This window comes from Cupriavidus sp. GW822-FHT03E04, assembly GCF_058801495.1.
The window spans coordinates 92,269-114,863 of the sequence record NZ_JBXANI010000027.1; the positions used below are offsets into that span (position 1 = coordinate 92,269).

Below are 22,595 nucleotides of genomic sequence, written 5' to 3' on the forward strand. Positions count from 1 at the left end.
TTATTAGTAACACATTGTTTTCAATTTTACAATAAGACACTATTTGGCCAATGGTTTTGGGAATATGGATAGAGGGGTATAGAGAATGAGCGGAAAGGTGAGTGTTCAGTATCATGGAAAAATTGCCGTCATTATTATCGATAACCCACCAATCAACGCCGGATCCTTGGACGTGAGGAAGGGCCTGCTAGCCGCAATCGAAGTTGTTGAGAGTGATGCTAGCATCGAAGCGGCGGTCCTCATTGGTAGTGGGAGTACTTTTGTTGCAGGATCAGATCTGCGCGAGTTTGGGATGCCACTCGAATTCCCACAACTTCCTGGCGTAATCTCTGCTATTGAGCGGTGTACGAAGCCATTCGTTGCGGCATTGCATGGAGCAGCTCTAGGTGGAGGATTCGAGCTTGCGCTGGGATGTGACGCGCGTATCGCAAGTCCAGGTACCAAGGTTGGTCTTCCGGAGGTAACCCTCGGTATCGTGCCGGGTGCTGGAGGGACACAACGTTTGCCGCGGGCTGTTGGAATCGCGAAGGCAATTCAGATGATCTGCAGCGGTGAGCGTGTGGTAGCGGAGGATGCCATCGCGCTCGGCCTGATCGATGAAGTGACCAGTTTGGACCTGAAAGTTGAGGCTATTCGCCTTGCAGGCAAGATGACTGGGAAGAGGCGCCTACGGGATGTTGAGGTACCGCGCGGCGAAGTGAACGAGGTCGAGCGTGCAGTCGCAGCGGCGCTGCGTGTCGGGCGGAGTCGACCGGCAGTTTGTGCAGCCATTGAGCTTGTGAAGTTTGCGGAGAGCTTGCCTTTAGATGAAGCTCTCGCTCGCGAGCGTGAGAAGTTTCAACACCTGCGGCTGTCATACGACGCTTTTGCTTTGCGGCATCAGTTTTTTTCAGAGCGCCAAGCTGTCAAGCCTATTCGCGCCGATAAATTGCAAGTGAGAACCATCGATAGTGTCGCGGTGATCGGCGCCGGTACCATGGGTTCAGGCATTGCGATCTGTGCGTTGAAAGCCGGATTCAGTGTGACGCTTTTGGAGCAGGACGTGGTCGCTCTAGAACGAGGTCGCGCTCGTATTGATGACCACTTTGCAGAACGCGTAAAGACAGGGAAGCTAGCAAAATCAGATGCCAATCTCTTACAGGATCGGCTCCTTGCCACCCAGGACTGGAATCGCCTGGGTACTGTGGATATCGTTATAGAGGCCGTATTCGAAGATCTTGACGTGAAGCGAGCTGTTTTCAGTAAGATCGATCAGTTTGCGCGTAATGGCGCCATCTTAGCGACCAACACATCTTATCTGGATATAGATGATATTGCCGAGGTTACTGAGCGGCCGCAGGATGTGATCGGTCTGCATTTCTTCAGCCCTGCCCATTTGATGCGTCTTACCGAGGTTGTAAATGGGCGCCATAGTGCGGCCGACGCAATTGAAACTGGAGTGCAAATTGCACGGAAGCTCGGAAAGCTCCCAGTCGTTGCTGGAAATGCATTCGGCTTCATCGGGAATAGAATATACGCCGCCTATCGTCGTCAGTGTGAGTTTATGATTGAAGAGGGGGCGTATCCGGAACAGGTCGATAGCGCATTGACTTCCTTCGGCTTCGCAATGGGGCCATTTGCAGTGGCGGATCTCTCTGGCCTGGATATCGCGTGGAACATGAGGAAGAAGTTGGCGCCAACTCGCGATCCGTCGGCTCGCTACGTCGACATTCCGGATCGCCTGTGTGAGTTGGGGCGCTTTGGGTACAAGAGCGGAAGGGGATACTACCTATATCGGGAGGGTGATAAGAACCCCACGCCGGACACAGAAGTGCGTGGGCTGATTGATCTGGCTCGTGTCGAGAAGCAGGTGAAAGTACGTAAACTGAGCGACGGGGAGATTCAACGCCGTGCACTCCTGTCCATGGTGAACGAAGCAGCATTACTACTCGCTGAGCGGGTTGCACGTCACGCAACGGATGTGGATGTTGTCCTTGTCAATGGCTACGGCTTTCCGCGTTGGGAAGGGGGGCCGATATTCTGGGCTCGGGAGAGGGGTGAAGAGATGTTGAAGACCGACCTTGACTGGCTCGAACGCGTCAGCGGCCCAGGTTTTGTACGGGGTGACGCACGCCATTTGTTTGGAGAGCACTGATATGCGTGCAACCGAAGCCTTTAGCTCGTTTTTTGATGCAATGCGCAATGAGCCGCTGAAAGATAGCGTTGCTCATCACGCCAAGCGAGCCCTGATTGACTGGTATGCATCGCTGTTCCCAGGAGCTTTGGCGGATTCCGTGCAGAAACTCGAGGAGGTGCTCATCGAGGATCTTGACAGGGGGCGCGCTCGTCTCGCTCTGGGCCGGCGCGCGACTGCACGTGCGGCAGCGCTGATTAATGGTGCGGCAGCGCACGCGGCAGAAGTCGACGATAGCTTTCGTGAGGCAATGTACCACCCGGGGGCTCCCACGATTGCAGCAGCCCTAGCCTCTGCACAGGATGTGGGAGCAAATGGAGCGGATCTTCTCCGAGCTATTGTGGTTGGTTATGAAGTGTCGACGCGGATCGGCATGGTGATGGGTCGTGCCCATTACAAGTACTGGCACAGTACGGGGACCGTCGGGACCTTCGGCGCTGCAGCAGCTGCCAGCGTTTTGTACGGACTGGATGGTAGAGGTTTTGCTCATGCTCTCGCCACTGCCGCCACATTTGCGGCTGGCCTCCAGCAGGCATTTCGGATGGACTCGATGTCGAAGCCGCTCCATGCCGGTCGTGCGGCAGAGGCCGGTGTCTTGGCTGCGAAGGCTGCTCTGCATGGCATGACAGGTTCGCCGGATATATTAGACGGTGAGATGGGAATGGGCCGTGCGATGAGTGATGGCCCCGATTGGTCTTCCATTGCATCGACCATCGGCCAGGACTTCCATATTTGCCGCATGACTTTCAAGAACCATATCGGCTGCGGACACACTTTCGCCGCGATTGACGGCGGACTTGCTCTTCAACGTGCCCTTGGCGTTGCGGCCGACGATATTGCGCGAATACGTGTAGCCACGTATCGACCCGCGCTTGATATAGCGTGCTATGAAAGGCCAACCACTGAAAACGAGGCAAAGTTTAGTCTGAAGTATGTGGTTGCTTCAGCGTTGGCCCATGGCAGTGTACGATTGGCGGCATATAGCAAGGACCGGCTGGAGGATCCTGTCACCCGTGGCCTCATGGAACGAATGACCATAGCGGTGGATCCCGAGATTGACGCGATGTTCCCTCGGCAGCGTGCTGCGCGTATTGAGATAGAGACAAGATCCGGGGAGCGAGGATATTTCTTTCAGGCGAATCGGAAAGGAGATCCTGAGGAACCACTTACCGATGCGGATCTCGGAGATAAGCTGTTGGAGTTGGCATCGCCGATAATCGGTAGTGAGCGTTCGATAACGCTTCTCGAGAGAATTTGGGCTGCAGAAAACGCCGTTGATACTAGTTGGGTGGGTTGAGTGTTGCGATAAATTTTCGGAGATATATATTTGATAATTTAATAATGTTAAATACGTATTTATGCAAAAAAGTATCTTATTTTAATTTTGTTTTTTGTCGATTGTTTAATTCGACGATAATTAGCGATATGATGGTTGATTGCTGGTCCCGGTGGGGGTGAGATTGGATGCACATGAAGCGACGATGAGAGCGCGTGGTAGGGCTGCAAATACGCTCGCCAACAGATCACTGGAGCGCGGAATGGAAATACTTCGCGCATTTAGACCTGGATCGGAGGTGTTGGGGAATGGAGAGTTGGCTGAGCGTACAGGACTTGCTCGCTCCACCGTAAGCCGTCTCACACAGACGTTGGTAGAGACAGGATTTTTGCAATATGATCCGGTGCTCCGTGCCTATCGTCTGGGAGCGCCCGTCCTAAGCCTTGCGAACTCGATGCGGTCTGGCTCCGCTGTACTGCAGGTGGCCACGCCGTTAATGCGCGATCTGGCTGAGCGGCAGCATGTGAACGTTGGAATCGCGGTAGCAGATCGCGATGAGATGGTCTACCTCGAGTCTTTGCGCTATGGTCGAAAGGCATCGCTACGTAATGTGGTAGTGGGGCAGAGAGTACCAATGGAGCTAACGTCACTTGGCCGTGCTTATCTAGCCGCCACCCCTGAAATTGATCGAGACGTATTGTTGGGGGGATTCAGTAAGCGGCTGCGTGCAAATTGGCCAATGCTTTGTAAAGAAATAAATGAAGCCATTAAGAGGGTGAGAAATCAAGGATGGTGCATTGCCAGTTGGCAACCAGAGGTGGTTGCGCTGTCAACTCCGTTAATCGCAAAGGGATACCCAATACACGTGCTTAACGTTAGTGTATCTACGAAAGAAACGTCAGAAATTGTAGCCGAATCTCTTGGTCCATTTCTCTTAGAGTTAAGGGATAGAGTATTGCTTAGATTCGAAGAGGAATTATTGGTTCGTTATTGAGGTATATTGATTTTTTGAAATGTAAAAAAGTAGGACTATAAAGATAGTAGTATGGTTTATGTTGATCGACCGCCTGTGTATGGTTAAATCAATGCGGGTATGGTGTTCCGATTCCGTTAAGTGAGGCTGTTGCTCGATAAGATATGTCGTGTCGCATCGGCTTCGATTTTATTGGTTGGAGTGTGGTTAGGGTGTTAATCTTTGGCGGTAGTCATTATCGAGAACGTTGGGCCCTTATCGGAAGGATTTGCCGGCAGCATTGCAATTTTCGTACTGTGCGGCCAATGCGTTAGCCAGATATGCTGATAGCCCGATTAATGCAGGGTATTGGGCATGTATCACAAAGACCGGAACGCGTTCCAGATAGGGCCTGAAGCGGCCCTTGTCTTCAAAGCGCTGACGGAACGGCGAAGATGCGAACGCTTTTCCGAGTTTTGGGACGATGCCGCCGCCAACATAGACACCGCCGCGCGCGCCGAGCACGAGTGTGACATCGGCCGCGACCGTACCAAGCATGGCACAGAACAGGTCGACTGCCTTGCGGCTGCGCCGATCTCCGGCTCGCGCAAGCGAGGTCACCATGGCGGCGTGACGCGGTGCGGCTTGAGCATCGCCCTCGAATGTCGCAAGCGCTTCGTCGATCAATTCTAGTCCGGGCCCAGATAAGAAACGTTCAGCCGACACGTGGCCAAAGCGCCGGCGCGCGAACTGCCACAGCCGGATTTCCTCGTCGTCGACCGGGGAGAAGCTGATATGTCCTCCTTCTCCCGCTAGCGCCACGGCATTGTGCCCGAAAGGAATCTGGCCGGAAACGCCGAGGCCCGTGCCCGCACCGACCAGCACGCGTGGTGCATGAGGGTCTGCCTCGCCGCCGCCGATCTGCTCCAGCGCCGACGGAGGCAGATATGGCAGTGCATGCGCGAGGGCGGTGAAGTCATTGATCACATGAAGACTGTCCAGTCCGAGCGTGTGCTGAGTGGCGCTGATCGAGAATGCCCAGGAGTGGTTGGTCATTTGCAGAAAGTCGCCAACCACCGGATTGGCGATGCCAATCGCAGCATGCCGTACCGATTGTCCTGCCTCACCTAGCGTAGCGAGGTAGGCGCGGGCCGCGGCTTCGAGAGACTGATAGTCGCGGCAGGCCTTCACGTCGATGTGGGCGAGCCGCATCGGGGCGACTTCGAGCGCGAAACGCGCGTTGGTGCCGCCCACGTCTGCGATCAGCCGGGGAAAATGCTCAGCCGGTTCAATTGCAGCGATAGACATCGAAGGGAACCTCATTCTGATGGATCAGAAAACTGACGGGTAGAGCCGCTGTGCGTGTTTGTGCGGCCCGCGCGAAGGCTTGCTGCTTGGCGTTGCCGGTGATTGCCAGCAGCAGGAACTGCGACCTCAGCAACGCCGTCAGATTCAGAGTAATGCGGCGGTGAGGCGCTACTCGTGGCGAGGTGACGACATAGGACGGGGGTTGGTCGAGCGATGTCGCTTGCGGCAATTCCGGCGGGTCCGGAAACAACGATGCCGTGTGGCCGTCATCGCCCATGCCGAGGAGGACGATGTCGGCTTGCACACGCTGCCGGCTGGCTTGCGCAAGGGCAGCGTGCAGGTCGGAGTCACTGGCCATGGGGCTGATCTGAGGCACCAGCGGCAGTAGGTGGGCCTGTGCCGCTTGGTCTTGCAGGAGGTGGCCAGCTACCAGCCGCGCGTTGCAGTCTGGATGTGCTGCTGGCACTGCGCGCTCATCGACTAGTGTAATTGTGACCTTGCTCCAGTCGAGCTTTTGGTGGCGGAGCGCGGTGAACAGGGGCAGGGGTGATCTACCGCCGGATACAGCCAGGCATGCTTGGCCCTGACGAGCGATCAGGTTGCGTAGCAGCTCAGATACTCGTGACGCCAGCGCAAGCGCTTGGGCTTGCGGATCATCAAAATTGAATACTTGCATACTCAGACTTCCTCGTGCCACGCGGCTCCGTTGCGCGATAGCAGCGCGCTTGATGCTGCCGGGCCCCATGTTCCTGCGGTATAGGGCTTTGGCGGCTGGGGCAAGGTCGCCCAGGTATCCAGGATGGGAGCGACCCAGCGCCATGCCTGAGCCTGCTCGTCGCGCCGCATGAACAGGCCGAGCTTTCCGCGGATCACGTCCAACAGCAACCGTTCATATGCGCCGGCCCGGCGGCCCTTGAATGATTCAGAGAAGTCGAGATCCAGCGATGTTTGCCTCAGTTCGACAGTGTCGCCCGGCTGCTTGACGAGCAGTTCAAGGCGAATGCTCTCTTCTGGCTGTAGGCGAATCACCAGCCGGTTTTGCGGCGATTGCGCAAGCGGGCGAGGGAATAGCGCGTGTGGCACATCATGAAAACGGATGACGATTTCTGCCACCCGCGATGCCATACGCTTGCCGGTACGCAGGAAGAAGGGCACGCCAGCCCAGCGCCAGTTGGCAATCTCGGCTTTGATGGCCACGAAGGTCTCGGTGCGGCTGTCGAGCGCTATGCCGTCCTCTTCAAGATATCCGGCTACAGGCTGACCAGCGACGGCGCCGGCGCGGTATTGGCCACGCACTGTGTTTGCGGCCACGTCTGCCGCGTGCATTGGCTTCAGGGCTTTGAGGATCTTCAGCTTCTCATCGCGGATCGCATCTTCCTCTAGGCTCGCTGGCGGCTCCATGGCCACCATGCACAGCAGCTGCAACAAGTGGTTCTGCACCATGTCGCGCAGCGCACCTGTACGATCATAGAAATCGCCACGCTGTTCGACACCAAGTTCCTCGGCAATGGTGATTTGCACGTCGCGGATCCACTCACGGCGCCAAAGTGGCTCGAGCAGCGCGTTGCCGAATCGGATCGCCATCAGATTCTGTACGGACTCCTTGCCCAAGTAGTGGTCGATTCGGTAAATCTGCGTCTCGTCGAAGAAGCGGCCGACCGAGGTGTTGATCGTTTCGGAGGAGGTGAGGTCGTGGCCGAGGGGCTTTTCCAGAACCACACGCACGTTTGGCGTGTTGAGCCCGACGCGGGCCAATTGCTCGCAAATTGTGGTGAACAGATGCGGGGCGGTCGCCAGATAGCACACCGCGACGGGCGCGGCGCTCTCTGCCAAGCGGGCAGCGAGCGCATCGAAGCCACATGTCTCCCGTACGTCAATCTGAATGTAATCGATGCGGGCGATGAACTCGAGCCAATTTGATTCGGTGGCGCCATCCAGTTTCGGCCGCACCTGCCGCTCCAGTGCACCGAGGTAATCGGCGCGAGTTAACGCTTGGCTCCCGGTCGCCACGATGCGTCCTCGTGCGCTTAGATGCCCGTCGCGATGCGCATCGAATAGCGCCGGTAGCAGCTTGCGCTTGGCAAGGTCTCCCGTGCCGCCGAAGAGCACCATATCGAAGTCTGGCGTGGACACAATCATTTCCCTCTTGTGGGCGCAAATCGCCTCTCATGTTTCTGGATTGTAGTAATACTACAATACTTAGGGGGGAATCACTAGCTGACGCCATCGGGTTGTTTGATGCTACGTGAATTTTCTGCTGTACAGGTAAGCCACCGAGCGCGGTGAGCGGGGGGAGGAGGTTGAGTGTAGTAATATTACTAATTCAGATTGGGTCCAAAGACACACCGCCGCCTATTCGTTGTACGCGAGGCTTGCACAACGCTCGGACGATGTGCGATCTACCTACATGCCCTGAACGGCTGCATTGTTGCCGCTGGGGATGGCTGCCCAGAAGTTGGGCGGGGCGGTCGAGATTCAACTTGGCGCAGGCAGGAAGCGTAGGGCAATAGGGGCAGCGTCGGGCGCGCCCCGGTCCATTCGCGAATTTCTACAGGTCTCGCCGGTGGGATCGAGGGGATTGGTGTAGTCCTCCCTTACTTCGACAGAACCCTGCCCCGGCGCACCGCCACACCAACGGCGATGATGTCGACAATGGCTAGGTGACGCATGCGTGTGATCATGGACATATCACAGTGCTCTGCCTCGAGTGGGTCGGTATCTAGCGTCACGGTGGCCAGCGATGCCAGAGGCGAGCCGTGCACGGTGATCGCGACAACGCTGGCCCCGGTCTGCAGCACAGCTTCGGCCATCTCTAGTACGGGGGGGGTACAGCCCGAGCGCGAAATGATGACCACCACATCTTCTGCGCGCAGCAAGTTGATCGATAGCGATTGCAGGTGGGGATCGTTGTAGGCGTTCGATGGTATTCCTAGGCTCAATAACTTGACATAGGCGTCCTGCGCCACACTTGCGGAGGTGCCAAAACCGTAGACCGCCACACTTCGTGCGCGGTCGATTAGTTCGATGGCCCGCTCAATTCCAGGGAAGTCGAGCCGTTCGCGCAATTGGATGAATGCGGATACGGCATTGTTTAAGACCTTCGCGCCGAAGTCGTTCGTGGTGTCACCTGCATGCACCTCGCTATGGCGGATGGGAATCGTACCGGTCAGCCCTGCCGAGAGCTTAAGCTTGAAGTCAGAAAGACCTTGATAGCCGAGGGAGCGGCAGAAGCGAATGACCGTCGGTTGGCTGACATTGGCCTTGCGTGCGAGATCGGCAACAGGATCGTTAAGTGCCGCGCGCGGGTGATCCAGGACCAGATCCGCTACCTGCCGTTCTGCGGGCGATAGAGTGTGGCGCGCTTGGCGGATGCGATCGAGTAGGCCGTTGTTGGCGTGCTCGCGCAACTGCTCCGCTAGGATCGCAGCAGCGCCGTAAAGTGCAGGTGTCTCGGCGGTGATGACGAAGGTTGGCACCTGCTGCAGGTAGGCGTTGAACCGGCCCTTGTGCTCAAAACGTTGGCGGAAGCTCGATCGCGCGAACAGATTGCCGAGGCGGGGGACCACCCCGCCCCCGATATAGATGCCACCGAGTGCACCGAACGTGACGGCGACGTTGCCGGCAAAGGTGCCGAGCATGGCGCAGTAACGGTCGACGGCTTCAGCGCAGCCTGGGTGGTCGCCACGGATCGCATGTGCAACGATCTCGGCGGTATCCCAGGCTTCGGCGGCCTTGCCTGCTTGCTCGCATACCACTTCGTATACCAGGCGCAGCCCAGGCCCTGCGGCGAGTCGCTCGACAGAGACATGCGGATAGGTTTTCCAGGCATGCTGCAGTAGTGCAATCTCGAATTCATCGGACGGCGAAAAGGAGGCGTGACCGCCTTCGCTGCCGAGTGCTATCCACCGATCCTCTGCTGGAATTAGCCCAGATACGCCGAGGCCTGTGCCCGCGCCGATCAGGCCAATCACACCGTTCTGGCGTGGGCTTCCCCCTCCAATCTGGACGCGGTGCGCCTCCGAAAGGTGCGGCAGCCCCATGGCAAGTGCTGTGAAGTCATTTACAACCAGCAACGTCTCGAGCCCAAGTTTGCGACGGGTAGTCTCGATGGAGAATGACCAATCACGGTTGGTCATGCGCACGCGGTCCCCGTCGATGGGATTGGCTATCGCCACTGCGGCATGTCGGATCACCTTGCACGCGGGTGGCTCGCCCGCCGCGCGCTCGGCATCGCAATCCGCGTAGTAGGCAAGCACTGCCTCCTCCAATGAGCGATAGAGGTTCGACGGATAGTGACGGATTTGCTCGAAATGGGCTGGCTGCGTTTGTCGCGCAAAGCGGACGTTGGTACTGCCGATGTCCGCCAGGAGGCGATCGCCTCCGGAAAACTTGTTGAACATGGTGTTCGTGGCGACTGCGGCCATGCGCCGTGCTCCAGGTTGCAAATTTCGAACGTTACTGGTTGGCGTCATTTGGTGCAAGAGTTCTATCGTGGTAGCGGAATCGAGTCCCGGCCGTACGCCAGAACGCGCCAGGCAGGCATTGCAACGTCCATTCTCGCGGAGGCGTTCAGACGGTCGTTGAACGCTGCGGACGTTCTTTGTGGCGGTCATAGTCGAGGCCGGGTAGATCTATACAACCGTCCCGCCGAATGGTGGGGTGTTTGCGCCTGCGTCCAGTTGCAAGCTTGACGTGCGCTGCGCCAGGCTGCACCGGATCATCCGCGGATGCCAACGACTGACCAGAGGGTCCCCATCGGCCCGGTCGCGCCTCGATCAGTGCTCACATGTGCCTCTTGCGGCACTAGAAGGGGGTGCATTGCTGGTCAACGCAGAGATCCTTACTCCCCACTATTGTAGTATTGCTACTATCTATTGGGAAGCGGTCGCTGAGCGGATGAATAGCATCCACGCGGTGGGAATTTCACCTGTGAGTGGCAGTAGGCTGTCATTGATACCAACGTGAACACGGATTACGCCGTGCCGCGAGTTCTTGGGATTTACCCTGATTTCCATTTGTATGTAATAAAACTACTATCCAACCAAGGGCAGACACAAAAGTGTTGCTTGGAGGCAGCATGTCGTTGCCCCCGCCACATACCAAGCCCGCACTTGGCTTCATGGCGATGACGGCGGCTTAGAGGAGAGTGCGCTCGCGATGAGCGTCTGACGCCAGACACGATTCGCTAGCATGCCGTTGTATGAAGTCACGATGGCGAGGCTGGCACTGATGTGGGTGCACCCACAGCCTTTGTTTCGTTGGGCTGCACTACGACCCAGCACAGTTGCCGTGTCGAGCATGGCAATGCTGTTGGACAGATGTTCTGCACCCTAGTACACGCATGCCCCCGCGAGGCGCAAGTAACACAATTCAACAGGAATTCCGTATGACCCCGATGTTTTTGCGTGCCAGCGGCATAACCGTAGCGGGCCTCGCCTTGAGCGCTGCGTTTCCTTCCTTCGCAGGCGAAGTGGAAGTGCTGCACTGGTGGACCTCCGGCGGTGAGGCTCGCTCGGTCTCCGAGTTGAAAAAGACAATGTTGCAGAAGGGAGATACCTGGAAGGACTATGCCATCGCGGGCGGCGGCGGAGATAACGCCATGACGGCCCTCAAGACCCGCGTGGTCTCTGGCAAGGCGCCGACCGCCGCGCAAATCAAAGGGCCGCAGATCCAGGAATGGGGCAAAGAGGGCACCCTTGCAAATATCAATGCCGTAGCCGAGGCCGGCAACTGGGACAAAGTGTTGCCGCCAGTTGTGGCCGACATCATGAAGTACAAGGGCAACTATGTAGCCGTGCCGGTGAATATCCATCGTGTTAACTGGTTGTGGATCAACCCGGAAGCGTTGAAGAGGGCCGGCGCCACCGTGCCGGTGACGATGGATGATTTCTTCGCCGCCGCCGATAAACTGAAAGCAGCCGGCATCCAGCCACTTGCGCACGGTGGACAGCCGTGGCAGGACGCCACGCTCTTCGAATCGATTGCTCTAGGTGTCGGTGGCGCGGATTTCTACCGAAAGGCCTTTGCGCAATTGGATCCGGTTGCCCTGGCTGGCCCGACCATGGTCAGAGTGTTTGAGGCTATGCAGCGGGTAAAGGGCTATATCGATAAGGGCGCCGCTGGCCGAGATTGGAATCTCGCCACTGCGATGGTCATCAACGGCAAGGCCGGCATGCAATTTACCGGCGACTGGGCAAAGGGTGAATTCACTGCTGCCAACAAGCAGCCCGGCAAGGACTATCTATGCGTGGCCGCGCCCGGTACGGGCGGGTCATTCACATACAACATTGACAGTCTGGCGATGTTTGTCCAAAAGGACAAGGCCGCGCAGATCTCACAAGCCCACTTGGCTGAAGCGGTGATGAACCCGGCTTTCCAGGAGGCCTTCAGTCTTAGCAAGGGCTCGATCCCGGCTCGCGTCGATGTGCCAATGACAAAATTCGACGATTGTGCCAGAAAATCGGCCGCTGACTTGCAGACTTCCTTGAAGGCTAATGCGCTGTTGCCCAGCTTTGCGCACAAGATGGCAATGTCTTCAGCTGCCGAAGGTGCGGTGATGGACGTGATCTCGCAATTCATGAATTCGAACATGACCCCGCAGAAGGCAGCCGAACGGATTGCCAAAGCGGCACGGACGAAGTAATGGGTACGTGAAGCAGATGATGAAAACCCGCAATTCCGGCCTACCGCTCTCGCATCCCGAACCGATGGAGAATGTGTCGATACCAACTTCCAAAGGCCATTCTGGCATTCGCCGCTTTGCAGATACCTGGCTGCCCAGGCTGGTGTTGTCGCCAACCCTAATCGTCTTCCTGATCTTTGTCTATGGTTTCATCGCGTGGACAGCGTGGATCTCGCTGACCGACTCGCGCATGCTGCCGAACTACGAGTTCGTTGGACTGACGCAGTATGTCTCCCTGTTTGACAACGAGCGGTGGTGGAGTGCAGTAAGGAATCTCGGGATGATTGGTGGACTGTTTATCAGTGTCTCGATCGCCCTCGGGCTACTGATGGCCGTGATGCTCGATCAGCGAATCCGCGCCGAAGGTGCCCTGCGCACGATCTACCTGTACCCGATGGCGCTTTCCTTCATCGTCACTGGTACCGTATGGAAGTGGATACTGAACCCCGATCTCGGACTGCAGAAACTTGTTAACGACTGGGGATTCCCGAACTTCATATTCGACTGGCTCGTTGATCCGGACAAGGCTATCTACACCGTGGTGATCGCTGGCGTCTGGCAGTCATCCGGATTCGTGATGGCACTTTTCCTCGCGGGACTTCGCAGTGTTGACGACTCGATCATTAAGGCGGCGCAGATCGATGGTGCGCGGATGCCGACCATCTATCTGCGTATCGTTATCCCCAGCCTACGGCCGGTCTTTTTCAGCGTGATGTTGATTCTCTCGCACATCGCGATTAAGAGTTTTGATCTTGTGATGGCACTAACCAATGGTGGTCCGGGTACATCCACCGACGTACCAGCTATCTTCGTATATCAGTTTGCGTTCACACGCAGTCAACTTGGTCTCGGCGCCGCGTCGGCGATGATGATGCTGATGACCATTGTCGCCGTGCTTGTACCGTTGATGTATCTCGAAACCCGGAGTGCCCGTCGTGTCTAAGCACCTTTCTCCTGGCCGCATCCTCCTCTATCTGGCGCTCGTGGGGATGGCGGCATACTACCTCATGCCGTTGTACGTGATGCTAATCACGTCATTTAAGTCGCTTGATGACATCCGTACCGGCAATTTACTGTCGCTGCCCAACGAGTGGACTAGCTCTGCATGGTCTGCAGCATGGGCGAGCGCATGTACGGGTATCGAATGCGACGGCATGCGCGGTTACTTCTGGAATTCGGTGAGGATGACCGTGCCCGCAGTGTTGATCTCTACAGTTGTTGGTTCTCTGAATGGCTACGTGCTGTCGATGTGGCGCTTCCGCGGATCCGATCTCTTGTTCACGCTATTGCTGGTGGGCTGCTTCATCCCATTCCAGGTTGTGATTCTGCCAATGGCACGGCTGCTGGGCTTGGCGGAACTGTCGGGCACGGTCAGTGGGCTGATCCTTGTTCATATCATCTATGGACTGGCCTTCACCACGCTATTTTTCCGCAACTACTATGTGACCTTGCCGGATGAACTAGTGAAGGCCGCGCGCATTGACGGTGCCGGCTTCTGGCTGATTTACAGCCGCATCGTGCTGCCACTCTCGATGCCAATCTTCATGGTCTGCATCATCTGGCAGTTCACGCAGGTGTGGAACGACTTCCTGTTCGGCGTTGTGTTCGCGGGAGGCGAAGCGCAGCCGATTACGGTAGCTCTGAATAATCTGGTCAATATCTCGACAGGGGTCAAGGAATACAACGTCGACATGGCTGCGGCGATCATAGCCGCGCTTCCGACACTGTTTGTGTACTTTGTGGCGGGTCGATATTTCGTGCGCGGCCTTACCGCAGGCGCTGTCAAAGGATAAACATGGCTGCACTTTCAATTCGCAACATCCGCAAGATCTACAGCAACGGCGCTGACGTACTGAAAGGTATCAACATCGATATTGAAGACGGCCAGTTTCTGATCCTGGTTGGCCCTTCCGGTTGTGGAAAGTCGACACTGCTGAACATGATCGCCGGTCTCGACGATATTTCTAGCGGCGACATACATATCGGTGAGCGACGCGTCAATGACCTACAACCGAAGGACCGTGACATCGCAATGGTTTTTCAATCATATGCGCTGTATCCATCGATGAGTGTGCGCAGCAACATCTCCTTCGGCCTGCAGATCCGCAAGATGCCGAAAGCCGAAATCGACAAAACCGTCGACCGTGTCGCCGACATGCTTCAGATGCGCCATCTGCTCGATCGCAAGCCTTCGCAGCTATCTGGGGGCCAGCGTCAGCGCGTGGCGATGGGCCGGGCGCTCGCGCGCAACCCGGCGGTGTTTCTATTCGATGAACCGCTGTCGAACCTCGACGCCAAACTCCGGGTTGAGATGCGTCTCGAGATTAAGATGATGCACCAACGGCTCAAGTCGACCATCGTATATGTCACGCACGACCAGATCGAGGCGATGACGCTCGGCGACCGCATCGCGGTCATGAAGGACGGTTTCGTGCAGCAATTCGGTACTCCGCAGGAAATCTATGACAACCCCGTCAACCGCTTCGTCGCTAGCTTCATCGGGTCCCCGCCAATGAATTTTATTCCTACTACATTGGTGGAGGCAGGCGGCGGTATCGGCATCGCGTTGAAGCATGGAGATTCGGTCACAAAGGTGATGCCGCTATATGCAGACGATGCCGCGTTGCGGCCCCACCTCGGCAGGCAAGTGCTACTCGGAATTCGCCCGGAACAGATTACCGACACGCAGACTGCTCATCGCACCGATCTGCCGGTGCTCGACTGTGTGGTCGATATGATTGAGCCAACTGGGCCGGATACCCTTGTATTCGTGACGCTAAACAACTCAAAAGTCTGCTGTCGCACCCACCCCCGCGAAGCAGCGGTGCCAGGGAATCGGATGTCGCTGGTGATTGACCTCGGAAAGGCCGTGCTGTTCGACCCGGAAAGTGAGGAAAGGATTGTATAGGGGACACAAAGAGGAAATCAATTTTCCTTTATGTTTCGTTGTAGTCATTTTTCATTAAAAAATTTCGAGTGATTTTTATATTGGAATTTTTAAAAACAAAAGAGATTGTATTTTGTGAGCGTTGATAAATTAACCTGGCTATTAATGCACATATAAAATTGTTGTTTTTGTAATCGCCAGGCTGGCTGAGAATGGTGATGTCGATAAAAGATATCGCAGGAGAGAGTGTATCTCTTTAATTTTCACTTTGAATGAGTCCGTATATTTCTCCGTTCGATGAGCGCAAGATGGAAGATGCGCAGCGAACGCGGAATTTGAAAATCACGGCGAAATTAACTGCAAAGTTGAAATTGCCACATGGGTATCCAACAGTACCCTTGGGTAAATACGTCCCGTGAATCACTAGGTTTTATGTGTAGATATATATAGGTGAAGTTGCAAATATTTATTTATCAATTGATAAATATTGCGAGGTTACTAATTTCCATGTGACGGAATTTATGGTGTTCGCGTGGGAAAATTAGGTATAGCCCCCTCATTTCCATTGGGTGGAAATGAGGGGGCTATTTGAAGGGAGGAAGAAACCGAAGAAATCAGTTTTCATGTGTTTGCCTTGAAGGCGATCCCCCAGATCGCGCCCCACCCCGGTGCAGCATTGGCAAGTGTCTCGATGCATTGAGTGCGTTCCGCAGCCCCAAGGCAGTGAATGGATCGACCGAACAGCCGAGCTTCTTGCAGATAGTTCTGCTCGGTCGAAGTACCAATCAAGCTTGTGTCATCCCATTGATTGTGAATTGATTGCATGAGTCGCACTGCCCGATGGCACGATCGATGCAGATAGGTTTCTTGTGTGCTGCGTTTGCGCCCTCACCATGCGGCGGGACGAAATTTCCGCGCGGTCCCTAAGACTCCCTTCGGCACGTCGTGCTTCCAGGGAGTCGAAGACGCAGCGTATATGCAGTGACCTGCTTGCAAAGATCAATACAACTAGACTTCCCCTCTGGAGCATGTAGTGAAGAAATCAGCATTCCTTCTGCCGGCGCTTGCCGTGTTCACAGGCGTTGCCTCGGCGCAATCGAGTGTGAACTTGTTCGGCGTTGCCGACGTAGCGGTGCGCCGCGTCAGCAATGGCGTCGATCCTACCTATAGCATGGGCAGTGGTGGGCTGGCTGCCAGCCGATGGGGTATCCGCGCGCAGGAAGATCTAGGTGGCGGTATGGCCGCGGGGGCGTGGCTAGAAGGCACGGTGAACGTCGACGACGGTAGCGGAAACAGCGCGCGATTCTGGAACCGTCGCTCCACCGTAAGCTTGATGGGCCCTTTGGGTGAGGTCCGGTTGGGTCATGACCTGACGCCAGGCTACACGTCCTTTGCTGAGTTCGATACCTTCGGCGTCAGCGGCTTGGCCGACCAGGGCAAGTTCTACTCCACCGCCTTTGGCAGTGGCATCGAAGCTACCGGCCTGTGGGCGCGTGCAGACAATATGGTGAGCTACTTCACGCCCAACAGCCTCGGCGGCTTCTACGCCAACTTGGCAGTGGCGCTCGGCGAAAGAAAGCCGGCCCAAAAGTACACGGGTGGTCGGGTTGGTTATGCTACGGGCCCGGTCAACGTCACAGTTGCCTACAGCGTATTCGATGGGTTGGGCGGCAACCTCACGCGCGCTGCGGTTGCTGGATCCTATGACCTGCAGGTGGCCAAGTTCTTAGGCTCGATCGTACGCAGCAATTACATTGACGCATCACGCCTTGTGGCCCAGGTGGGCGTAGTGGTGCCAGTTGGACAGGCTGGGAATGTGCGGGCCAACTACACACGTGTCAATGAATCGGGCACATTGAACGGGGCATCGATCAACCAGAACCACGCCACCCAGATCGCCGTAGGGTACACCTACGAATTCTCAAAACGCACCACCTTGTATGCCACGCTTGTGAGCCTTAGCAACGCTGGCAATGCGGCTTTCGGGCTGGGCACGCCACCTGCGGGGCGCTTGTTGCGTGGGGCTGAGTTTGGCATGAGTCACCGTTTCTGACTTGCTCAGCGAAGCCGCACAACGCGTGCTACATCGGAGGCAAGCCGCACGGTGGCGCACTCCCGCCTGCATTGTCCAGAACGACCAAGACCTCTCACTGCTTTGCCTCCTTCTGGAAACCCGTTTTTACATTGGACTCCGTCAAGTCATGATTACATTCTCCCTGAAGCATGGGGCCATCTGGGTTGGCCTGTCTGTTCTGGCCACCGCAACCCTTTACGGCTGCAGCACCTTGTCCTCGGCTGTGCCAAGTCAGCCTGTGCTCAAGAGCCAGTCCATCCAATTCCTGCAGGTAGACGGCCTGAAATTCAAGGATTTGAACAAGAACGGCATGCTCGACGCTTACGAGGACTGGCGCCGACCATCGGCTGAACGCGCGCGAGATCTGGTTGGCGAGATGACCCTCGAGGAGAAGGCCGGCACAATGATGCATGCCAATCCGCCGTCGACGGCGTCGTCCACGATCCCGGGTGCCGGAACGGCCTGGGAGGTCCCGGGAATCACCAGCTTGCTGCTCGACAAGCACATTACGTCCTTTCTCAACCGGTTGAGTACCGACGTAGCGGACATGGCCACGCAGTACAACGGCCTGCAAGCGATTGCCGAGAAGGGCAGGCTGGGCATTCCGGTCTCCCTGAGTACCGACCCTCGGAGCCAGTTCCGCTATGCGCAGGGCGTGAGCGTCAAGTCCGGTGCATTCACGCAGTGGCCAGACCCTGTAGGGTTTGCGGCTATTGGTGATGCCAACCTGGTGAGCCAATTTGCCGATAGCGTGCGGCAGGAGTATCTGGCCGTAGGCATTCGCATCTCTTTGGGGCCACAGGCGGATCTGACGCTAAACCCGCGCTGGCATCGAACCAACGGAACGTTTGGCAGTGATCCGCAACTGGCCACGCGCCTGGTGCAAGCCTATGTCAGTGGCATGCAAGACGGCAGCCAGGGCATAGGCCGGGATAGCGTGGTCTCGGTGGTCAAGCACTGGGTAGGATATGGCGCGACGATGCCAGACGGTTTCGATGCGCACAACTACTACGGCCGGCACCTGGCCGTGACGTCGGCTGACATCGAGAATCACATCCTGCCTTTTACCGGTGCCTTTGCCGCCCGGGTGGGCGGCGTGATGCCATCCTACGGCCAGCCGCTGGAGAATCTCAGGATCCAGGGCAGTACGGAGCCGATCGAGCGTGTGGGCGTGGGCTTCAACAAACAGATGCTGACCGAGGTACTGCGTGGCCGCTTCAAGTTCGATGGTGTGATCGTGTCCGACTGGCAGATCATGGATGACTGCACTGCGGTGTGCCAGTATGGAGCCAAGCCGGGGCAGAAGCCCGCCCCCATCGACATGGCCATGCCCTGGGGAGTGGAGCATCTCAGCAAGCCAGAGCGCTTCGCCAAGGCGGCACAAGCGGGGGTGGACCAGTTCGGTGGTTCCAAGGAGCCCGAGATCATTGTTGGACTGGTGAAATCGGGCCGGCTGAGCATGGCTGTAGTCGATGCGTCGGTGCAGCGCATTTTGGCGCAGAAATTCCAGCAAGGCCTTTTCGAGAATCCGTATGTGGATGTGGCTGATGCCACCCGCATCGTGGGTAACCCGGCCTTTAAAGCCATGGCACTGAGCGCGCAGCGTCGCTCAGTGGTGCTGATCAAGAATGGCCAGCAAACGCTACCGCTGCGCGCCGCCAAGGCTCGCAAGGTCTATCTGTATCAGGTTGATGCCGACGTGGCCCGCCAGCGTGGCTTTACGGTGGTACAGCGTCCTGAGGATGCCGACGTGGCCATTATGGCCCTATCCACGCCTTTCGAAGTCCTACACCCGAACTACTTCTTCGGTGCGCGTTACCGGGAAGGCGACACCGGCTTCAAGTCCGGAGATCCGGCCTTCGAGGAATTCAAGCGCATCAGCGCCAAGGTGCCGACCGTGGTCTCGCTGTACCTGGAGCGACCGGCAGACCTGAGCGGCATCGCAGGCTCCGCCGCCGCGATTGTCGGCAATTTTGGCATAGGCTTCGATGCCTTGTTCGATGTGCTGACTGGCGAGCAGACACCCGGCGCCAAGTTGCCCTATGACCTGCCGTGGACCAATCGGGACACGTTGCCCGTTGCAAGTCCGGTCGCCTACCGCCGAGGCCAAGGTTTGAACTATTGAGGTTTGAGACGTGCTTGCACGCCTTTCATTCAAGGAGTTTCCTATGCACACTAAGTACTCAACACGCCTGGTTGCCGCGCTTCTTGCCCTCGCGGGCACCGCGTCGCTCGCGGATGCTGCACCCTTTGGCCCAGAGCAATTCACGCCCACCAAGGTTACCCGCCATGCTTCGTTCTATGTTGGCGGAGATTACGTGGGCGAGGCCGGAAAGGAGTTGATGGCCGGACAGATGTATGTGCAGGCCTGGGCGCCGTCCAAGGTCAAGCACAAGTACCCTCTGGTACTGTTCCATGGCCTGGGCCAAACCGCCACCAATTGGATGGGCACGCCCGATGGACGCAAGGGATGGGCTGACTACTTTGTAGACCAGGGCTATGTGGTCTACATGGTTGACCAGCCTAGCCGAGGCCGTTCACCCTGGCTGCCTGAGACTGGCGGCAAGCTGCGCACTAGCGATTTGTCATTGGTGCAAAAGCTGTTTACGGCTTCGGAACAATACAAGGCGTGGCCGCAGGCTGAGAGGCACACCCAGTGGCCAAGCGAAAGCGCTACCCCTGGCAAGCGCGGCGACCCGCTATTTGATGCCTTCTACGCTGGCATCGTGCCGTCGCTGGCGGACAACAAACAGAGCGAGCAATTGGTGCAGAAGGCGGCCTCCGCGCTGCTTGACAAGATCGGTCCGGCCGTGTTGCTGGTGCATTCACAGGCAGGCTTGTTTGGCTGGTCGATCGCCGATGCGCGACCTCAGTTGGTGAAAGGCATCGTTGCGGTCGAACCTTCCGGTCCACCGTTCCAGAACGCTACTCAGGCCACCCGCGAACTGGCCTGGGGACTGACCAATATCCCGGTCCGCTACGCGCCGGCAGTCAACGACCCCGCCGAGATCGAGATCGAGCAACAGGCGGAAGCCGATGGCAATGGCTTGGTTAAATGTTGGCGGCAGCGTGAGCCGGCTCGCCAACTGGCCAATTTGCGGCACACACCGGTGCTGGTGGTCACTGGCGAGGCCTCATACCACGCCCCTTATGACCACTGCACCGCGGCCTTCCTCACCCAGGCGGGGGTACCGACTACCTTCTGGCGCCTCGAACAGCAGGGGGTTCGGGGCAACGGCCACCTGATGATGCAGGAGAAGAACAGCCTTGACATCGCCGAACGCCTCAACGGCTGGATCACGCGCAGCGTGAAGTGATGCCGCGCTGCGGCGACGGATGTCTGGCGATGGGCAAGAGGTCCGCGCCGGCTCCCTTCAACCCTTGGAGAACATCGATATCATGAGACGTACCCTTGCTTCACTTAGCCTGTGCATGCTGGGTGGATGGATGGCAGCCGGCCCCGCGGCCGCGCAGTCCCAATCCTTGCCCACCGAGCGTGTCGGAGTCAATGGTAAGGAACTCGCAGCGGTCAAGCTGCCCACTGACTTCAGCGTCAGCAAGGGCCGTACCCTGCGGATGCGCGAGGTGACAATCGCACCTGGCGGCATTCTGCCGATGCACAGCCACGCCGACCGGCCCTCGGTGTCCTATGTGCTCAAAGGCACGCTGACGGAATACCTTGACGGCGAAACGGAGGGCAAGCAGATCGGTGCCGGGCAGTCATACGCCACTCAGGGCGCTAGGATGCATGCTCTGCAGAACAAGGGGGACGTGCCTGCGGTGTTCTTGGAGGTGGACTTGCCCTGAGGTTATATCGCGGACTTATTGGAAAAGCCGGTGTCCTGTACTGACCCCAAAAAGTTGAACCGTTGGTTGGCTAGACCGGATTGGGATGGGTCCTGTACTGCACAGGGCTCAGCCCTTCTAGTTTGAGCTTGATGCGGTCGTGATTGCAATCGGATGTATCGGTCCGGCCCGGCCTACAGTTGGTCGAGGTCACCGAACGTGTTCAAGTGGCAGAACTCGGAATTCAGGGCTGCCGAAGAAGCTCGCCATGGCCGAGTTGTTCAAGTAATTCCCCTTGCGCAACATGCTTTGCATCAGGGCGCGTTGTTGCAGTAAGTGACGATACATCGGCATCTGCTACTGATAGCCTTGATTTGAGTACAGCACCGCCTGTCCTGAGGTCTGAGCTTTGCGAATGCTTACTTGAGCATGGTTCTAAGCATCTCGAATGCCTGCCGCCTTGCCGTCTCATAGGCGATGATCTCGCCGTGGTACAGATCCAGCATCGGCGGGAGACATTCTGGCCGCCTACATCAAACTGGGTCACATCTGTCACCCACTCTCGTTTTGACGCTGGGCTTCCATGCGGCGCTGCAGAATACTGGCGCAACCTGGCGAACCTCTCCCCGATAAGGGCAGTATTTCTTCGCGCGTACCCGCGCTTTCAGTCCCAGGACGCCCATCAAGCATTGCACGATCTTGTGATTGACGATCCGGCCTTGGTTGCAAATTGCGGCGGTAATGCGCGACCTTCAGCAAAGTCGCTAGCGGATACTGCAGCCTTAGCTCAAACACTAGCCGTGCTTTTTCTGCCGCACGGCCAGCCTCTTCGCTTGAACCAAGGCGTCGATCTTTTTTGTACGCCACCTCCGCGAGCAGATAGGTCGGCTTTTCGAGTCATTCTTCTCGGGTGCGAGTCTCATCATTGGCCGGCAGCGGCTGGAGCAAGTCGACGACTGACAGCTTGAACTGCTCGGAGTGTTTAATTATGCCCCCCAAAAGTTGGGGTCCAACTTTTGGGGGGAAGTTCATCCAGAGGGGTGTTGACTTCTTTTCCTAGGCACCTGAGGCAAACGATGAGCCGGCTACAGCATCGCCGAATGTAGATGATGCGGATCGTCCAGCGTATCCGCCACGATTTGCAGCGACTCCTCTATTTCATCGCACCCATCCGGCCCGCCCAGGCAGATCCGGATCGCATCCGGGGGATTGCCGTCGGTGGCGAACGCTGCGCTCGACACCGCGCCAATGCTTCGCGAGCGCAGGTGCAGCGCCAGCTCGGAAGGACGCCAGCCGCTGTCCGCCGGTATCGGCAGCCAGAGATGGAAGCCTTCCGGGTCGGCATCATATGGCCGCCCCGCCAGCACGTCGCGGGCCAGTAGCTGGCGGGCCACGCACTCGGCGCGGATGGCCTTGAGCATGTCTTCGGCCGTGCCGTCCTTGATCCACGACGTGGC

16 protein-coding genes and 2 pseudogenes are annotated in these 22,595 nt (G+C 57.2%); 11 read left to right on the forward strand and 7 right to left on the reverse strand.

Translation table 11 applies throughout. The features are described from left to right. The first annotated feature begins 85 nt into the window (after window positions 1-85). The 3 genes from AC1RQC_RS32055 to AC1RQC_RS32065 all read left to right on the forward strand — a co-directional run bounded on the left by AC1RQC_RS32055 (window position 86) and on the right by AC1RQC_RS32065 (window position 4,443). Window positions 86-2,134 carry a 3-hydroxyacyl-CoA dehydrogenase NAD-binding domain-containing protein gene (locus tag AC1RQC_RS32055; protein ID WP_492885643.1) on the forward strand — a complete coding sequence of 683 codons (2,049 nt, stop codon included), beginning with the start codon at window positions 86-88 and terminating at the stop codon, window positions 2,132-2,134. 1 nt (window position 2,135) lies between these two features. Further along, a complete protein-coding gene (locus AC1RQC_RS32060) occupies window positions 2,136-3,470 on the forward strand; it encodes an MmgE/PrpD family protein (protein ID WP_492808813.1) in 1,335 nt (444 codons plus the stop codon). A gap of 163 nt (window positions 3,471-3,633) precedes the next feature. Next, complete coding sequence (locus AC1RQC_RS32065; protein ID WP_492808815.1) at window positions 3,634-4,443, forward strand: IclR family transcriptional regulator; 810 nt, start codon at window positions 3,634-3,636, stop codon at window positions 4,441-4,443. A 234-nt stretch (window positions 4,444-4,677) separates the two neighbouring features. Here the strand turns inward: AC1RQC_RS32065 and AC1RQC_RS32070 are convergent, their stop codons facing one another. The 4 genes from AC1RQC_RS32070 to AC1RQC_RS32085 form a co-directional block, all read right to left on the reverse strand. Then, window positions 4,678-5,709 carry a glucokinase gene (locus tag AC1RQC_RS32070; RefSeq protein ID WP_492885645.1) on the reverse strand — a complete coding sequence of 344 codons (1,032 nt, stop codon included), beginning with the start codon at window positions 5,707-5,709 and terminating at the stop codon, window positions 4,678-4,680. Then, a complete protein-coding gene (pgl, locus tag AC1RQC_RS32075) occupies window positions 5,690-6,385 on the reverse strand; it encodes a 6-phosphogluconolactonase (RefSeq protein ID WP_492885647.1) in 696 nt (231 codons plus the stop codon). Before pgl ends, AC1RQC_RS32070 begins: the two co-directional genes overlap by 20 nt. Before the next feature lie 2 nt (window positions 6,386-6,387). Beyond that, the gene (gene zwf, locus AC1RQC_RS32080; protein ID WP_492809079.1) at window positions 6,388-7,842 is read right to left on the reverse strand and encodes a glucose-6-phosphate dehydrogenase; all 1,455 of its coding nucleotides are present in this window, start codon (window positions 7,840-7,842) and stop codon (window positions 6,388-6,390) included. 461 nt (window positions 7,843-8,303) lie between these two features. Continuing rightward, complete coding sequence (locus tag AC1RQC_RS32085) at window positions 8,304-10,133, reverse strand: glucokinase (protein WP_492808820.1); 1,830 nt, start codon at window positions 10,131-10,133, stop codon at window positions 8,304-8,306. A gap of 962 nt (window positions 10,134-11,095) precedes the next feature. Between AC1RQC_RS32085 and AC1RQC_RS32090 the strand changes: the two genes are divergently transcribed. The 4 genes from AC1RQC_RS32090 (at window position 11,096) to AC1RQC_RS32105 (ending at window position 15,299) form a co-directional block, all read left to right on the forward strand. After that, window positions 11,096-12,352, forward strand: a complete 1,257-nt coding sequence (locus AC1RQC_RS32090; RefSeq protein WP_492808822.1) for an ABC transporter substrate-binding protein — start codon at window positions 11,096-11,098, stop codon at window positions 12,350-12,352. A 64-nt stretch (window positions 12,353-12,416) separates the two neighbouring features. Continuing rightward, window positions 12,417-13,334, forward strand: coding sequence for a carbohydrate ABC transporter permease (locus AC1RQC_RS32095; protein WP_492809081.1), 918 nt, complete (start codon window positions 12,417-12,419; stop codon window positions 13,332-13,334). A 46-nt stretch (window positions 13,335-13,380) separates the two neighbouring features. Continuing rightward, window positions 13,381-14,184, forward strand: coding sequence for a carbohydrate ABC transporter permease (locus AC1RQC_RS32100; RefSeq protein ID WP_492809083.1), 804 nt, complete (start codon window positions 13,381-13,383; stop codon window positions 14,182-14,184). A 2-nt stretch (window positions 14,185-14,186) separates the two neighbouring features. Then, window positions 14,187-15,299 carry an ABC transporter ATP-binding protein gene (locus tag AC1RQC_RS32105; protein ID WP_416046782.1) on the forward strand — a complete coding sequence of 371 codons (1,113 nt, stop codon included), beginning with the start codon at window positions 14,187-14,189 and terminating at the stop codon, window positions 15,297-15,299. A 600-nt stretch (window positions 15,300-15,899) separates the two neighbouring features. Here AC1RQC_RS32105 and AC1RQC_RS32110 read toward each other — a convergent pair. Further along, window positions 15,900-16,103 (reverse strand): hypothetical protein, encoded by a 204-nt coding sequence (locus AC1RQC_RS32110; RefSeq protein WP_492808824.1) that lies wholly within the window; start codon window positions 16,101-16,103, stop codon window positions 15,900-15,902. A gap of 208 nt (window positions 16,104-16,311) precedes the next feature. Between AC1RQC_RS32110 and AC1RQC_RS32115 the strand changes: the two genes are divergently transcribed. The 4 genes from AC1RQC_RS32115 (at window position 16,312) to AC1RQC_RS32130 (ending at window position 21,159) form a co-directional block, all read left to right on the forward strand. Beyond that, on the forward strand, window positions 16,312-17,331 hold the full coding sequence (locus AC1RQC_RS32115) for a porin (RefSeq protein ID WP_492885649.1): 1,020 nt from the start codon (window positions 16,312-16,314) through the stop codon (window positions 17,329-17,331). 148 nt (window positions 17,332-17,479) lie between these two features. Continuing rightward, window positions 17,480-19,477: a glycoside hydrolase family 3 protein gene (locus AC1RQC_RS32120; RefSeq protein WP_492808826.1), complete on the forward strand. Its 1,998-nt coding sequence runs from the start codon at window positions 17,480-17,482 to the stop codon at window positions 19,475-19,477. A gap of 43 nt (window positions 19,478-19,520) precedes the next feature. Then, window positions 19,521-20,669: an alpha/beta hydrolase gene (locus tag AC1RQC_RS32125; protein ID WP_492808828.1), complete on the forward strand. Its 1,149-nt coding sequence runs from the start codon at window positions 19,521-19,523 to the stop codon at window positions 20,667-20,669. A gap of 82 nt (window positions 20,670-20,751) precedes the next feature. Then, the gene (locus tag AC1RQC_RS32130; protein ID WP_492808829.1) at window positions 20,752-21,159 is read left to right on the forward strand and encodes a cupin domain-containing protein; all 408 of its coding nucleotides are present in this window, start codon (window positions 20,752-20,754) and stop codon (window positions 21,157-21,159) included. A gap of 70 nt (window positions 21,160-21,229) precedes the next feature. Here the strand turns inward: AC1RQC_RS32130 and AC1RQC_RS32135 are convergent. Together AC1RQC_RS32135 and AC1RQC_RS32140 are read right to left on the reverse strand one after the other, a co-directional pair. Continuing rightward, window positions 21,230-22,077, reverse strand: a pseudogene (locus tag AC1RQC_RS32135) (IS3 family transposase); the annotation flags it as partial. A 146-nt stretch (window positions 22,078-22,223) separates the two neighbouring features. Next, window positions 22,224-22,595: pseudogene (locus AC1RQC_RS32140) on the reverse strand (PLP-dependent aminotransferase family protein); the annotation flags it as partial.